This window comes from Jeotgalibacillus sp. 10bf12, from assembly GCF_055597105.1.
In genome coordinates this window covers 2,794,609-2,807,535 of the sequence record NZ_CP200276.1, presented here as the reverse complement: position 1 = coordinate 2,807,535, position 12,927 = coordinate 2,794,609, and the positions used below count along the sequence as shown (strand labels likewise).

Here is a 12,927-nt window from a genome sequence, read left to right as displayed (position 1 = left end):
GCGATTCCGTAGTGAGGTGTTGTTGATGAGCTCATTTGATAAAACGATGCGGTTTGACTTTGGGGACGATTCAGCCGATCAGGAAGTGAAGCGGGTCCTGAATCAGGTGTTTGAGGCTCTTGAAGAAAAAGGCTACAATCCGATTAATCAAATAGTAGGGTATCTTTTATCCGGTGACCCTGCCTATATTCCGCGTCATCAGGATGCGAGAAATGTTATCCGTAAATTAGAACGGGATGAAATTATTGAGGAATTGGTGAAGTTTTATCTTCAGCAGCATAAAGAGGGCTAAATATGAGAACTATGGGACTTGATGTAGGCTCCAAAACAATTGGAGTAGCCATCAGTGATGCCCTTGGCTGGACAGCCCAGGGCATTGAAACAGTTAAAATTGATGAAGCAGCAGGGCTTTTCGGCTTCAAGCGGATTCAGGAGCTGGTAAAAGAACACGAAGTGTCAAAAATCGTGATTGGACTGCCAAAAAACATGAATAATTCTATTGGGCCGCGTGCTGAAGCCAGTCAGAGATACGCAGATATGCTCAGCAGAAGAGTAGATGCCGAAATTGTTTTCTGGGACGAGCGCCTCAGTACAATGGCTGCTGAGCGTGTGTTGCTTGAAGCTGATGTCAGCAGAGGCAAAAGAAAAAAAGTAATTGATAAAATGGCTGCAGTGATGATCCTTCAGGGTTATCTGGACAGTAATACTAGATGAGGTGACTGAAATGGAACATGGAGAAAAGCAAATTACAGTAATTGATGAACAGGGAAATGAAGTATTATGTGAGGTTTTATTCACATTTGATTCTGATCAGTTCCAAAAATCATATGTCTTATACTATCCAATTGGGGATACGGATGAAGAGGAAATTGAAATTCATGCATCTTCTTTTGAGCCAAATGACGAAAATTCAGAAGGCGAGTTAAAGCCTGTTGAGTCAGAAGAAGAGTGGGACCTGATTGAGGAAATGCTTAACACATTCCTTGACGAAGAAGAAAACGAATAAAATGACGAAGCGGGGGCAGCTATTTGCCCCCGCTTCTTTTTATTGTATAATGAGACCATTGGGAAAAATGAGCAGACGTTTTTGGGGGGAAATTGATTGAATGAAAAATCAAGATTAATAGATCAATGGAAGCTGAATTTACAGGAAAGAAAAAAAGAAGCAAAGCAGGTCAGGAAAATTGTATTTATCCTGTTGATTGTGTTTGTATTCCTCACAGCAGGTGCGCTGCTTGGCGCGTATTCCTATATCAGTTCAGCGCTTGAACCGGTGGATGAAACAGATGAGAATGCTGTAGCAGTTGAAATACCGATTGGTTCTTCTGTTGATGGAATTACTCAGGCGCTTGAAGATAATGGAATTATTAAAAATGCGCAGGTATATAAATACTATTTGAAATTTAATAATGAAACAGATTTTCAGGCAGGCACTTACAATATGACTCCGGCGATGACACTGAGCGAAATAACAGAAAGCCTGAAAACGGGTAAAATTTATAATGAACCTCTATTCAATGTAACGATTCCGGAAGGTCTTATACTTGAGGAGATTGGTGAAATTATAGCTGAAAACACAGATTATACGCAGGAAGAGTTTATGGAAAAAGTAACAGATGAAACATTTATTAATTCACTAATGGAACAATATCCTTCATTAATAACGGAGGAAGTTAAAGGTGAGAATATCAAGCGTTCACTTGAAGGCTATCTCTATCCTGCAACCTATCCGTATTATGAAGAAAACCCATCGCTTGAGACAATTATTACCCAGATGGTTGATGCGATGAATAATAATGTTGCGCCATATTTAGATTTATTGGCAGGATTTACAGAGGGAGATTATACAGGGGCAGACGCGGAAGACGGTAAAGTCATGTCTGTTCATGAATTGATCACAATGGCTTCTCTTCTTGAAGAAGAAGCAACAGCCACCACTGACAGAGCGATGATCGCAGGCATCTTCTATAATCGATTAGAAGATGGAATGCCCCTGCAGACAGACCCAACCGTTCTCTATGCAAAAGGCGAATGGCAGGACAGAGTATTATTTGAAGACCTGGAAATTGATGATCCTTATAACACGTATCAGGTACAGGGGTTACCACCCGGACCAATTGCGGCACCTGGTGCTACTTCTCTTGAAGCAGCGATCTCTCCTGAAAGATCAGATTATTACTACTTCCTGACTTCAGCTGAAGACGGTGCCATGTATTATTCTGAAACGCTTGAAGAACACGAACAAAAAGCAGAAGAATTTATTTACAGTGTAAATGAAGAAGAATAATTGACTGGCAGAAGGAAAGAACATTCACTTTCCTTCTGCTTTTATGTTAGAATAGAAAAAGTATTTTAGCGTTTATCACTACTTTCCGGATTTCGGTCTAAAGGAAATGTATGTGAACGCTCTTTTTTATGGAACCTTAGATCAGAAAAGGTGAGAAGCAGTGGATAAAGTCCATCAATATATTGAACAGTTTTTTCCTCCGCGTTCAAATATCGCAGAAGAATTGACCAGGTTTGCTGAGGAAAATGATGTACCGATCATGGAGTCGTCCGGAATTGAAACATTACTCCAGTTAATGCGTATCCAGCAGCCTGTCAGGGTGCTTGAAATAGGCACTGCCATCGGTTATTCTGCCATCCGCATAGCTGAGGCATTACCTGAAGTTAAAATTGTATCAATTGAAAGAGATGATTTCAGAGCACAGATGGCAAAGCAGTTTCTTCAAAAGTCGGGCTATAAAGACCGCATTCAACTGCTAGAAGGGGATGCACTTGAAATGTCTGAAGCTGTTGCTGAATTCGGAAAGTTTGACGCGGTATTTATAGATGCAGCGAAAAGCCAGAATATCCGTTTTTTTGAATTATACGAACCTTTCTTTTCTGAAGATGTCTGTGTATATACTGACAATGTTCTATTTAAGGGGCTCGTTGCAGAGCAAAATGGAACAGAGAGCAGGAACGTTAGACAAATGCTAAGAAAACTGGATCGTTTTAATCAGTGGATCGCAAGTCATGAGAATTACCATACAGTTATTTTACCTGTAGGTGACGGCCTGTCGATCAGTAAAAGAAAATAATCTTTATGATAATACAAAGTAAAACAGACGCTGCAAGAGATCCGCTTAAAAGAACAAGCGAATAAGCCGCTGCGTCCACTCGGTAGGTATGAGAAAGGAGCTAACGGCAAAATGAACAACAAACCCGTTATTATTGGTGTTACAGGAGGATCAGGTTCAGGGAAAACCTCTGTAACCAAAGCGATTTATGATGTTTTTCAGGATCAGTCAATCGCGATTATTGAACAGGACTACTATTATAAAGATCAGAGCAACATCCCGTATGAAGAGCGTCTTAAAACGAATTATGACCATCCGCTGGCCTTTGACAATGATTTGCTAATTAAGCATATCAGTCAGCTTTTAAGCAGAGAAGCGATTGAAAAACCTGTGTATGATTACACTGTTCATACAAGATCTGAAAAGACGATTCCGGTAGAACCGAAGGATGTTATTATTGTGGAAGGAATTCTCGTCCTTGAAGATGAGCGGCTGCGCAATCTGATGGATATTAAGCTGTATGTAGACACAGATTCAGATCTCCGGATTATCAGACGTATGCTGCGTGATATTAATGAACGTGGCCGTACGATTGATTCAGTTGTTGACCAGTACATCAATGTGGTACGTCCAATGCATAATCAGTTCACTGAACCGACAAAGCGTTATGCGGATATCATTATTCCTGAAGGTGGACAAAATCATGTTGCCATTGACCTGATGGTAACGAAAATTCAAACAATTCTTGAACAAAAGTCTATTGTGTAATATGATAGCAAAGGCTGAGAGGATAATTTATCCTCTTTTTAGCATACTTCATAAAAGGGGTTTCAATCACATAGCATGAAATAGCTCATGCATTTTTTAAAGGAGTGAAGGGATTTGGCAAACGAAAAAGTATTTCCAATGACAGAAGAAGGTAAACAGAAGCTTGAGCAGGAACTGGAACAGCTTAAATCCGTAAAGAGAAAAGAAGTCGTAGAGAGAATTAAAATTGCAAGAAGCTTCGGTGACCTGTCTGAGAACTCAGAATATGATTCAGCTAAAGAAGAACAGGCATTTGTAGAAGGACGTATTTCAACACTTGAATCGATGATCAGAAATGCAAAAATTATTGAAGATGATCAGACTTTAGACGGAGTTGTTTCGCTCGGTAAAAAAGTTACATTTGTTGAACTTCCTGATGGGGATGAAGAGTCTTATACAATTGTCGGCAGTGCAGAAGCTGATCCGTTTGAAGGGAAAATTTCAAATGATTCTCCAATTGCGAAAAGCCTGATTGGCAAAGTGGTCGGAGATGAAGTGAAGGTTCAGACACCTGGCGGGGACATGGATGTAAGAATCACTTCAATTAACTAATACTTAAGACATTCCGGTTACAATGCCGGAATGTTTTTTTGTTTCTGAATGTAACTTTTATCTTGTAACCCCGTCAAATTCAGTACAGTACAGAGGTCCTGTTTTAATATAAGGAAAAGCGGCTCTTGTAACCAGTACTATTGATCATGATATGCTGGTTTAGATTTCATTCATGAGGGAAGAGTTGAACGAGGAGTGATATGATGAATAATTCGAGATCAGATATCCAAAGTAAAAAGAGGAAACAAAATATATTTCTGAATACATCCATTGCAGTTGTATTCCTTTTAATTGCAGGGGTTTCAGCATTTATTTTCCTTGGAGATAATGAAAATCAGGCTGCAGAGACAGAAGAAAAAACAATTGCAGAACAGGTGCAGGAAAATGCCGGAGCTCAGGACCAAAAAAGCAATGACTCAAATGAGCTGACTGCAAGCGAAATCGACTCTGATGACAGCGAAGGCAATTCTGATGAGGCGGCTGAAGCAGAGGAAGCCGCAGCTGAGGAAGAGAAGAAGAAAGAGCAAGAAGCTGCTGAGAGAAAGAAAGAATTAGAAGAAGAGAAGAAAGAAGAAGAGAAAGAGGATGAGAAAAAAGAAGAGTCAGATACAAATGAAGACTCCGAGCGTCCAGCAGATGGAGAATTTAAGCCTGTCGGGACTGAACAAACAGGAGAACACGTATCGTCATATGAAGAAGGAAGCGTAGATTGGAACGAGAAATTAAAGGCAGCTGCTTATGCCACAGGACTTGATATGAATACGATGACAGTCTGGTGGGTAGGTAATGACGGTGGCCCACAGAAAGCTAAAGTAAAAGTAGCCTCTCCGGGTGCAGGAGCGGCTGAATATCAGGTCCATATGGAATGGGTCGATCAGAAGGGCTGGAAGCCGGTAAAAGTGGTTGAGTTATAATCAGATAGAAAAAAGGTGCTGCGATGTAAAAACGCAGCACCTTTTTTATGATCTGAAATGTACGATAGCTGTATAATACGGTTTGCCTTCCGGGGTGAATACAGCCTGATGACTGACAGCGTGAACACGCAGCATAATTGCCTGGTTGTTTTCGATCTGTCTTTGAATTTTTTTTTCGAGCTCCTGCAGTGATTGTGCATCAAAAAACTCTATTTTGTCTTTAATTAAATCCAGTTCAAAACCCATTTTAATCCTCCAGTTTTAGCAATTAGACTATCTTAAAGATGATTGTTGTTTCTGCACAGCTGATGAATGGAGCGGAAGAGGTAGACTCCACCAACCGGCAGCGGAAAGCGTCCATCCTGTATCAGAAGACAATAGCCACCCTTAACAAAGTCTATCCATTATATCACGCCTTCATTGATCTTTTATAGCCACTATGGTAAGTTCAAATCAGTTTTGAGATTGAATACAGAAGGCAGGGATTTTGATGAAAATTGGTATTATCGGTGCGATGGAAGAAGAAGTAGAGTCACTTCGATCAGGCATGGAAAATGTTCAGACAGAAACAATTGCAAATAGTGAATTCACAACTGGACAATTAAAACAAAAAGAGGTCGTACTCGTTAAAAGCGGAATTGGGAAAGTGAACGCTGCTATGACTACAACCATTTTAATGGAACGCTATCAGCCCGATGTCATCATTAATACAGGATCTGCAGGCGGTTTTGATCCTGCACTGAATGTTGGTGATGTTGTGATTTCAAAAGATGTACGTCATCATGACGTAGATGTGACGGCTTTTAATTATGAGTATGGACAGGTACCGGGTATGCCGGCAGCCTTTGAAGCTGATGATAAGCTTAGAGAAACAGCTTTGAAATGTGCAGAATCCATTCGAGAGATTAAATCTGTCTCCGGTCTGATTGCGACAGGAGATTCATTTATGAACGACCCAAAACGGGTTGAGGCACTGCAGGGAAGATTCGAAAATCTGCAGGCGCTTGAGATGGAAGCCGCTGCAATTGCTCAGGTAGCTCATCAATACGAAGTGCCATTTGTCATTATACGTTCGCTTTCTGATATTGCAGGAAAAGAGTCTCACCTATCCTTTGATCAGTATTTAAAAACAGCTGCCGTTAACTCGGCTAACCTGATCATTAAAATCACAGAGGAACTTTAAGCCTCCTCGTCAAAATGATGAAAGAGCTTCATCAGCGCTCTTTTTTCAATTCGCGAAACGTAGCTTCTCGAGATGCCGAGCTCTTTGGCAATCTCCCGCTGCGTTTTTTCTTCTTCTCCATTAATGCCAAACCTTGCACTGATCACTTCACGTTCACGTTCATCGAGCTTTGTGACAAAGCGCCTGATTTTTTCGCCATTCATTTTCTGTGCAATTACCTCGTCTAGCTCTTCCTCCTCGCTCTGCAGCACGTCGATCAGACTGATGGCATTTCCATCCTTATCCTCTCCGATTGGGTCATGGAGTGAGATATCTTTTTTTGTCTTTTTAAGAGATCTGAGAAACATCAGTACTTCATTTTCAATACATCTGGCAGCATATGTTGCCAGCTTTGTCCCTTTATCATATGAGTAACTGTCAATCGCTTTAATTAAGCCGATTGTGCCGATTGATATTAAATCTTCAGTCGTTTCGCCGGTATTCTCAAATTTTTTAATAATATGTGCTACTAATCTCAGGTTATGTTCAATTAACAATCTTTTAGCATCATCACTGCCGTTTTGAAGTGCAAGAATCGCTTTTTTTTCATCCTCTTTACTCAAAGGTTCAGGGAAGGCATTCTGCTTAAAGTAGCCTGTTAGAGCAGGTAGGTCAACCAGAGCTGATAATAATAAAAAAATTGACAAGCTTTCTCCTCCTTTCACCGGTTATTACACCGTATGAAAAAAAACAGAAAACTTGCCAGTCCCATTAATTCATCTTATATTCAGTAATTGTTTTGCTGATTTTTCCTGACCCTTGGCATTCACTGCATTTCCGCTTCAATACCCGGACTTTTTTCACAGAGCCGATTCCATGACAGCCTGGACAGATCACAGTTACTCTCATGATAAGTCCTCCTGTTTTCGAATTTTCAGAACTCTTTATTTTATTTTACCCTTAAGCATGGAATTTAGCTACTGTGAAAATTTAATGCCCTTTTTTAAAAATTTCCATTTCAAGTAACTGAAGAAAGTCTTCAGAAAGCTTTTTTTCTTTTGCAGCTTCATATGCCTTAATTAATGCTTCAAGTGATAACTTGTCCATGATCGTACCCCTTTCAAAGTTCCATAATAAAAAGATATCAGAGGAAGCGGGAAAGAACAAGTGTTCTGTTATCCACAGGCTATAGTGAATAACCTGTGTAAAAGTTGTGAATAAAGGTTACATACTTAATAACAGCAGTAATCTTTATGTTTATATAGTTATCCACAGAAAATCTGTGGCACGATATTTGTCGAACGAATATAGTAATGAAATCTGTTAAAGATTCATTTTGAACTAACCTGTCAGATGATGTATGATATAGACTTGAAGTGAAGAGGTGGGGAACAATGATAAAACTATTTTTGCCTAATGAATACGTTGATAGCGTGTTTGAGATAACACCTGCAAAATTAAAAGAGCAGGGGATAAAAGCAATTATTACTGATTTGGATAACACTTTAGTAGAGTGGGATCGTAAAAACGCAACACCGAAGCTGATCGAATGGCTCGAAGGCATGCAAAAAGAAGGCATTCTTGTCACGATCGTTTCAAATAACAACCAATTAAGAGTAGAGGCCTTTTCTGATCCAATCGGGGTGCCATTTATTTATCATGCAAGAAAGCCAATGGGCCGTGCATTCAGACGGGCAATTAGAGATATGAATGTGAAGAAAGATGAAACTGTAGTCATTGGTGATCAGTTAATGACAGATGTACTGGGCGGTAATTTAAATAAGCTATATACCATTCTGGTCGTGCCAGTAGCAAAAACTGACGGTTTCTTTACTAAATTCAATCGCATCATCGAGAGAAGACTGCTGAATTTCTTCAAAAGAAAAAACATGATCCAGTGGGAGGATAAAAAGTGAGCGAAGAAAAGTTAACGTGTATCGGATGTGGAGTTGAAATACAAACGACCGATAAAGAAGGCCTTGGATATGCACCGCCTTCAAGTCTGGAAAGAGAACAAATCATATGCCAGCGCTGCTTTAAGCTGAAACATTATAACGAAGTGCAGGATGTGTCTTTAACTGATGATGACTTTCTTAAGATCCTGAATGGGCTTGGACAGGCTGATGCGCTCATAGTAAAAGTTGTGGATATTTCAGATTTTAACGGGAGTTTTCTGACAGGCCTTCACCGGTTCGTAGGAAAAAATCCGGTATTGCTGATCGGTAATAAAGCGGATGTTCTCCCTAAATCGGTTAAAACAAACAAACTCATTAACTGGATGAAATATGAGGCAAGTCAAATGGGATTGAAGCCGGTTGATGTGCTTTTATGCAGTGCTGATAAAGGGCATCATATTCAGGACGTCCTTCAGGCGATTGACCGCGAACGAAACGGGCGTGATGTTTATGTGGTCGGTTGTACCAATGTGGGCAAATCAACATTGATCAATCGTATTATTAAAGAGGTAACCGGAGAGCAGGATATTATTACGACTTCCCAATTTCCGGGGACTACGCTGGATATGATTGAAATACCACTTGATGATGGTAAGGCAATTATTGACACTCCAGGTATTATTAACAGGGATCAAATGGCCCATGTCATCAACAAAAAGGATTTGAAAAAAGTCCTGCCTAAAAAGGAATTAAAACCCAAAGTATTTCAATTGAATCAGGAACAGACATTATTCATCGCCGGGCTCGCGCGTTTTGACTTCATCAGTGGCGGAAGGAACTCTTTTACATGTTACTTCTCCAATGATCTTGAAATCCACCGGACTAAGCTTGAGAAAGCAGATGAGCTGTATGAGCGTCATGCAGGTGATATGCTATCACCACCGAGAGCGGAAGACCTTGAATCATTTCCTCCATTAAAAAGGCAGGAATTTACGATCAGAGAAAGTAAAACTGATATTGTCTTCTCGGGACTTGGCTGGATTACGATTAATGAGCCTGGAGCAAAAATTGCAGCATATGTACCAGAAGGCGTCAGCGCGATTATCAGAAAATCGTTAATATAAACAGCAGGAGGAACCTTTTATGAAGCTTGCAGTGATTGGCTATCCAATTCGCCACTCAAAATCGCCATTCATGCATAACATGTGGCTGAATGAGTTAAATATTGACGGGCATTATGAAGCAATAGAAGTTTCTCCTGATCAGCTTGAACAGAAGATTAATTTCTTTAAGGAAAATAATTATACAGGGTTTAATGTCACGATCCCGCATAAGGAAAATGTCATTCAGTACCTGGATGACATTGATGATGCAGCAAATGAGCTGGGCGCTGTAAACACTGTACTAATCAAGAACGGAAAATGTACAGGCTATAACACGGATGGGGACGGGTTTTTACAATCCCTACTAACAAAACGCTCCGGGGCTGAAATCAGACAAGCGCGTATTTTAATCTTAGGAGCTGGCGGAGCTGCCAAAGGAATCACAGGCTCACTTAAATCTTTTGGAGCAAACCAGGTCTCGATTGCTAACCGCACATCAGCAAAAGCTCTATCGCTTGTTAATACGCTTGGGCTTACAGGTGATGGTATAGACCTGAATGAAGCACAAAAACAGCTCGGGGATTATGACATTGTAATTAATACAACATCCGTAGGCATGTTCCCCGACATTCATCAGCTGCCAATTGATACCTCTTTTATGAAAAAAGGGGCACTCGCAGCAGATATCATCTATAATCCTTTAAGGACACAATTTTTACTAAAGGCTGAATCAGCCGGGGCCGATTCGTTAAACGGGATCGGCATGTTTGTCTTTCAGGGTGCTCTTGCTTTTAAAATGTGGACGTTAAGAGAGCCGGATGCAGCTGAAATGATCATAAAAATGACAGATAAAATGAATCAGGAGTGAAAATATGTTAACAGGTAAACAAAAAAGGTTTTTACGAGCAGAAGCACATCACTTATCGCCGATTTTTCAGGTAGGGAAAGGCGGCGTAAATGATAATATGATTAAACAGATATCTGAGGCTTTGGAGGTCAGGGAATTAATTAAAGTCAGCATCCTTCAAAATTGTGAACAGGATAAAGACGACGTAGCGAAAGCACTTTCTAAAGGTGCGAAAGCTGAACTTGTTCAATTAATCGGGCATACAATCGTTTTATATAAAGAATCACGTGAAAACAAAAAAATCGAATTGCCGAAAGCGCGAAAGTAATGAAAAAGCGCGTTGGAATCATGGGTGGAACCTTTGACCCTGTCCATATCGCTCATTTAATCATGGCGAACGAAGCTTACCATGCCCTTAACCTGGATGAAGTGAGGTTTATGCCAAACGCCATGCCACCGCATAAAGATATTTCCGGTCAGACAAGTGCCGAAGAGAGGTGCAGACTGATTGAAAAATGTATAGCTGGTGTTCCTTATTTCAAGCTGGAGCTGGCTGAGGTATTAAGAGAAGGAAAATCATACAGCTTTGATACAATGTCTCAGTTTACACATCAGGAGCCGGATACAGATTTCTTCTTTATCATCGGCGGTGATATGATTAAATCACTATCAACCTGGCATCGTATAGAAGAACTGAAAAAAATCATCACATTTGTAGGGTTTGAAAGACCTGGTTACACAAGCGACCATCAAGAGGAAGTCATGATGATTAAAGGCCCGGTAGTAGAGCTTTCTTCTACAATGCTAAGAAAACGGCTGGCGGAAAAACAGGATTGCAGATTTTTAATTCCTGAAAAAGCCTATACGTATATTTTAGAGGAGGGGCTCTATGAATCTTGAACAGGCTAAGCAGATTGTCAAAGATATACTCCCTGAAAAAAGATATATTCATACACTCGGTGTGATAGAAGCTGCTTGTTCACTTGCTGAAAAACATGATGCAAGTATAGAGGATGCAGGTATCGCTGCTGCGCTTCATGACATGGCTAAATTTCATGATAAAAATGAAATGAGAGATGTCATTATTGATCATCAGCTTGATCCCGTGCTGCTGGACTTTCATCATGAGCTCTGGCATGCACCTGTTGGCGCGGTTTTTGCCAGGGAAAAGCTTCGTATTTCAAACGAAGATGTTCTCAATGCCATCAGGTATCACACGACTGGCAGAACAAATATGAGTAAATTAGAAAAAATTATTTATATTGCCGATTATATAGAACCGGGCAGAACGTTCAACGGTGTAGAGAATGTGCGTGAAGTTGCGGCAAAGGATTTGGATAAAGCAATGAAAATCGCATTAAAACAATCCATTGAATTTTTAATCAGTAAAAGCCAGCCGGTATTTCCTGATACACTAGCAAGCTACAATGAATACGTTCAAAAGGAGAAGTGAGCATGACAAAAGAAAACGAATTATTATCACTTGCATATAATGCGGCTGATGACAAGAGAGCAGAAGATATTGTCGCTTTAAATATGCGGGGGATTTCACTCATTGCAGATTATTTTGTAATCTGTCATGGTAACTCTGATAAGCAGGTTCAGGCGATCGCTAAAGAAGTTAAGGATCGCGCTGAAGAAGAAGGCTTTAATGTAAAACGTCTGGAAGGTTACGATGAGGCGAGATGGGTTTTAGTTGACCTTGGCAGTGTCATTGTACATGTATTCCATCGTGATGAAAGAGATTATTACAAACTTGAAAAGCTTTGGGGAGACGCTCAGATTGAAGATATGACGAGCAACATCAGCTAATGGCTTACGATCAGTTTGCTTATGTCTACGACAGGCTAATGAGCGACGTTCCTTATGATGAGTGGATGAGCTTTTTGATTCGTCAGAAAGAAGTATTTAAGGTTGAAGGCATGAAACTGCTTGATGTGGGCTGTGGGACTGGTGAATGGACTGTAAAAGCTTCAATCGCCGGTTTTGAAACGGTCGGGATCGATCTCTCAGAATCTATGCTTTCAATGGCACAGCAAAAAGCAATGGAAGCAGGACAGGCAATCAGATTTTTCAAGATGGACATGTCTGAGGCCCGGGATCTTGGTGAATTTGATCTGATTACAATTTTTTGTGATTCAGTGAATTACCTCGAAACTGAAGAGGTGGTTCAGCAGACATTTAAAAGAATGTATGACCTGCTATCAAACGATGGCGTTTTTATGTTTGACGTTCATTCTTTGTATAAAGTAAACGAACTTTTTGCAGGGCAGACTTATTCATATGATGATGGTGAAGCAGCTTATATCTGGAATTCATTTGAAGGAGAATATGAGAATAGCGCTGAGCATGAGCTGACTTTCTTTATTAAAGAAGAAGAAAATCTTTATTCAAGATTTGATGAATTTCATAAACAGCGGACATTCCCGGTAGAACAATATAAAAAATGGCTTGTTGAAGCAGGTTTTAAAGTGGAGACTGTTACTGCTGATTTTAATGAGACACAACCTGATGAATTAAGCGAGCGAATATTTTTTACATGCACGAAGAGATAACTCTTCGTGTTTTTTATTGACTTTTTGTCC

The 12,927-nt window shown here is 40.2% G+C and carries 21 protein-coding genes; 17 read left to right on the top strand and 4 right to left on the bottom strand.

Going from position 1 to position 12,927, the window contains the following annotated elements:
* The first annotated feature begins 25 nt into the window (after positions 1-25).
* From DH10bf12_RS14680 to DH10bf12_RS14645, 8 genes are all read left to right on the top strand, one after another.
* Positions 26-292 (top strand): IreB family regulatory phosphoprotein, encoded by a 267-nt coding sequence (locus DH10bf12_RS14680; RefSeq protein WP_039810001.1) that lies wholly within the window; start codon positions 26-28, stop codon positions 290-292.
* Positions 293-294: 2 nt separating this feature from the next.
* Positions 295-714 carry a Holliday junction resolvase RuvX gene (gene ruvX / locus DH10bf12_RS14675; protein WP_471735997.1) on the top strand — a complete coding sequence of 140 codons (420 nt, stop codon included), beginning with the start codon at positions 295-297 and terminating at the stop codon, positions 712-714.
* Positions 715-724: 10 nt separating this feature from the next.
* Positions 725-1,006 (top strand): DUF1292 domain-containing protein, encoded by a 282-nt coding sequence (locus DH10bf12_RS14670; protein WP_404404034.1) that lies wholly within the window; start codon positions 725-727, stop codon positions 1,004-1,006.
* Between the two features lie 96 nt (positions 1,007-1,102).
* Positions 1,103-2,287 carry an endolytic transglycosylase MltG gene (gene mltG / locus DH10bf12_RS14665; RefSeq protein WP_471735996.1) on the top strand — a complete coding sequence of 395 codons (1,185 nt, stop codon included), beginning with the start codon at positions 1,103-1,105 and terminating at the stop codon, positions 2,285-2,287.
* A gap of 160 nt (positions 2,288-2,447) precedes the next feature.
* A complete protein-coding gene (locus DH10bf12_RS14660; protein ID WP_471735995.1) occupies positions 2,448-3,083 on the top strand; it encodes an O-methyltransferase in 636 nt (211 codons plus the stop codon).
* Between the two features lie 111 nt (positions 3,084-3,194).
* Positions 3,195-3,830, top strand: a complete 636-nt coding sequence (gene udk / locus DH10bf12_RS14655) for a uridine kinase (protein ID WP_471735994.1) — start codon at positions 3,195-3,197, stop codon at positions 3,828-3,830.
* Between the two features lie 114 nt (positions 3,831-3,944).
* Entirely contained in the window at positions 3,945-4,421 is a 477-nt protein-coding gene (greA, locus tag DH10bf12_RS14650; protein ID WP_471735993.1) for a transcription elongation factor GreA, read from the top strand.
* Between the two features lie 203 nt (positions 4,422-4,624).
* On the top strand, positions 4,625-5,335 hold the full coding sequence (locus DH10bf12_RS14645) for a YrrS family protein (protein ID WP_471735992.1): 711 nt from the start codon (positions 4,625-4,627) through the stop codon (positions 5,333-5,335).
* Between the two features lie 45 nt (positions 5,336-5,380).
* Here DH10bf12_RS14645 and DH10bf12_RS14640 read toward each other — a convergent pair whose 3' ends face one another.
* Positions 5,381-5,581, bottom strand: a complete 201-nt coding sequence (locus DH10bf12_RS14640; RefSeq protein ID WP_471735991.1) for a YrzA family protein — start codon at positions 5,579-5,581, stop codon at positions 5,381-5,383.
* A 244-nt stretch (positions 5,582-5,825) separates the two neighbouring features.
* On the opposite strand from DH10bf12_RS14640, the gene mtnN reads away from it, so the two are divergent.
* On the top strand, positions 5,826-6,518 hold the full coding sequence (gene mtnN / locus DH10bf12_RS14635) for a 5'-methylthioadenosine/S-adenosylhomocysteine nucleosidase (protein WP_471735990.1): 693 nt from the start codon (positions 5,826-5,828) through the stop codon (positions 6,516-6,518).
* On the opposite strand, the gene sigK is transcribed toward mtnN, so the two are convergent.
* From sigK to sda, 3 genes are all read right to left on the bottom strand, one after another.
* Positions 6,515-7,204, bottom strand: a complete 690-nt coding sequence (gene sigK, locus DH10bf12_RS14630) for an RNA polymerase sporulation sigma factor SigK (protein WP_471735989.1) — start codon at positions 7,202-7,204, stop codon at positions 6,515-6,517. The two genes, mtnN and sigK, sit on opposite strands and share 4 nt — an antisense overlap.
* A gap of 64 nt (positions 7,205-7,268) precedes the next feature.
* Positions 7,269-7,406 (bottom strand): hypothetical protein, encoded by a 138-nt coding sequence (locus tag DH10bf12_RS14625; protein ID WP_471735988.1) that lies wholly within the window; start codon positions 7,404-7,406, stop codon positions 7,269-7,271.
* Positions 7,407-7,487: 81 nt separating this feature from the next.
* Positions 7,488-7,604 (bottom strand): sporulation histidine kinase inhibitor Sda, encoded by a 117-nt coding sequence (gene sda, locus DH10bf12_RS14620; RefSeq protein ID WP_471735987.1) that lies wholly within the window; start codon positions 7,602-7,604, stop codon positions 7,488-7,490.
* Positions 7,605-7,891: 287 nt separating this feature from the next.
* Here sda and DH10bf12_RS14615 point away from each other — a divergent pair, with 287 nt between their 5' ends.
* Genes DH10bf12_RS14615 through DH10bf12_RS14580 form a run of 8 tightly spaced genes read left to right on the top strand, consistent with a single transcriptional unit; the run spans position 7,892 to position 12,897 of the window.
* Positions 7,892-8,413 carry a YqeG family HAD IIIA-type phosphatase gene (locus DH10bf12_RS14615; RefSeq protein ID WP_471735986.1) on the top strand — a complete coding sequence of 174 codons (522 nt, stop codon included), beginning with the start codon at positions 7,892-7,894 and terminating at the stop codon, positions 8,411-8,413.
* Positions 8,410-9,516 carry a ribosome biogenesis GTPase YqeH gene (gene yqeH, locus DH10bf12_RS14610; protein ID WP_471735985.1) on the top strand — a complete coding sequence of 369 codons (1,107 nt, stop codon included), beginning with the start codon at positions 8,410-8,412 and terminating at the stop codon, positions 9,514-9,516. Before DH10bf12_RS14615 ends, yqeH begins: the two co-directional genes overlap by 4 nt.
* Positions 9,517-9,535: 19 nt before the next feature.
* Entirely contained in the window at positions 9,536-10,363 is an 828-nt protein-coding gene (gene aroE / locus DH10bf12_RS14605) for a shikimate dehydrogenase (protein WP_471735984.1), read from the top strand.
* Between the two features lie 4 nt (positions 10,364-10,367).
* Entirely contained in the window at positions 10,368-10,670 is a 303-nt protein-coding gene (gene yhbY, locus DH10bf12_RS14600; RefSeq protein ID WP_471735983.1) for a ribosome assembly RNA-binding protein YhbY, read from the top strand.
* Positions 10,670-11,242 carry a nicotinate-nucleotide adenylyltransferase gene (locus DH10bf12_RS14595; RefSeq protein ID WP_471735982.1) on the top strand — a complete coding sequence of 191 codons (573 nt, stop codon included), beginning with the start codon at positions 10,670-10,672 and terminating at the stop codon, positions 11,240-11,242. Before yhbY ends, DH10bf12_RS14595 begins: the two co-directional genes overlap by 1 nt.
* Entirely contained in the window at positions 11,232-11,795 is a 564-nt protein-coding gene (gene yqeK, locus DH10bf12_RS14590) for a bis(5'-nucleosyl)-tetraphosphatase (symmetrical) YqeK (RefSeq protein ID WP_471735981.1), read from the top strand. Before DH10bf12_RS14595 ends, yqeK begins: the two co-directional genes overlap by 11 nt.
* Before the next feature lie 2 nt (positions 11,796-11,797).
* Positions 11,798-12,154, top strand: a complete 357-nt coding sequence (rsfS, locus tag DH10bf12_RS14585) for a ribosome silencing factor (RefSeq protein ID WP_471735980.1) — start codon at positions 11,798-11,800, stop codon at positions 12,152-12,154.
* Entirely contained in the window at positions 12,154-12,897 is a 744-nt protein-coding gene (locus DH10bf12_RS14580; protein WP_471735979.1) for a class I SAM-dependent DNA methyltransferase, read from the top strand. Before rsfS ends, DH10bf12_RS14580 begins: the two co-directional genes overlap by 1 nt.
* The last annotated feature ends 30 nt before the right edge of the window (positions 12,898-12,927 follow it).

What these genes read in the sequence shown, in the direction of transcription:
- mtnN (WP_471735990.1), top strand. Translation starts at nt 5,826, where the DNA reads ATGAAAATTGGTATTATCGGTGCGATGGAAGAAGAAGTAGAGTCACTT.
- ruvX (WP_471735997.1), top strand. Translation starts at nt 295, where the DNA reads ATGAGAACTATGGGACTTGATGTAGGCTCCAAAACAATTGGAGTAGCC.
- DH10bf12_RS14615 (WP_471735986.1), top strand. Translation starts at nt 7,892, where the DNA reads ATGATAAAACTATTTTTGCCTAATGAATACGTTGATAGCGTGTTTGAG.
- sda (WP_471735987.1), bottom strand. Translation starts at nt 7,604, where the DNA reads ATGGACAAGTTATCACTTGAAGCATTAATTAAGGCATATGAAGCTGCA.
- DH10bf12_RS14640 (WP_471735991.1), bottom strand. Translation starts at nt 5,581, where the DNA reads ATGGGTTTTGAACTGGATTTAATTAAAGACAAAATAGAGTTTTTTGAT.
- rsfS (WP_471735980.1), top strand. Translation starts at nt 11,798, where the DNA reads ATGACAAAAGAAAACGAATTATTATCACTTGCATATAATGCGGCTGAT.
- aroE (WP_471735984.1), top strand. Translation starts at nt 9,536, where the DNA reads ATGAAGCTTGCAGTGATTGGCTATCCAATTCGCCACTCAAAATCGCCA.
- DH10bf12_RS14680 (WP_039810001.1), top strand. Translation starts at nt 26, where the DNA reads ATGAGCTCATTTGATAAAACGATGCGGTTTGACTTTGGGGACGATTCA.
- DH10bf12_RS14595 (WP_471735982.1), top strand. Translation starts at nt 10,670, where the DNA reads ATGAAAAAGCGCGTTGGAATCATGGGTGGAACCTTTGACCCTGTCCAT.
- yhbY (WP_471735983.1), top strand. Translation starts at nt 10,368, where the DNA reads ATGTTAACAGGTAAACAAAAAAGGTTTTTACGAGCAGAAGCACATCAC.
- udk (WP_471735994.1), top strand. Translation starts at nt 3,195, where the DNA reads ATGAACAACAAACCCGTTATTATTGGTGTTACAGGAGGATCAGGTTCA.
- DH10bf12_RS14580 (WP_471735979.1), top strand. Translation starts at nt 12,154, where the DNA reads ATGGCTTACGATCAGTTTGCTTATGTCTACGACAGGCTAATGAGCGAC.
- yqeK (WP_471735981.1), top strand. Translation starts at nt 11,232, where the DNA reads ATGAATCTTGAACAGGCTAAGCAGATTGTCAAAGATATACTCCCTGAA.
- DH10bf12_RS14645 (WP_471735992.1), top strand. Translation starts at nt 4,625, where the DNA reads ATGAATAATTCGAGATCAGATATCCAAAGTAAAAAGAGGAAACAAAAT.
- DH10bf12_RS14670 (WP_404404034.1), top strand. Translation starts at nt 725, where the DNA reads ATGGAACATGGAGAAAAGCAAATTACAGTAATTGATGAACAGGGAAAT.
- DH10bf12_RS14625 (WP_471735988.1), bottom strand. Translation starts at nt 7,406, where the DNA reads ATGAGAGTAACTGTGATCTGTCCAGGCTGTCATGGAATCGGCTCTGTG.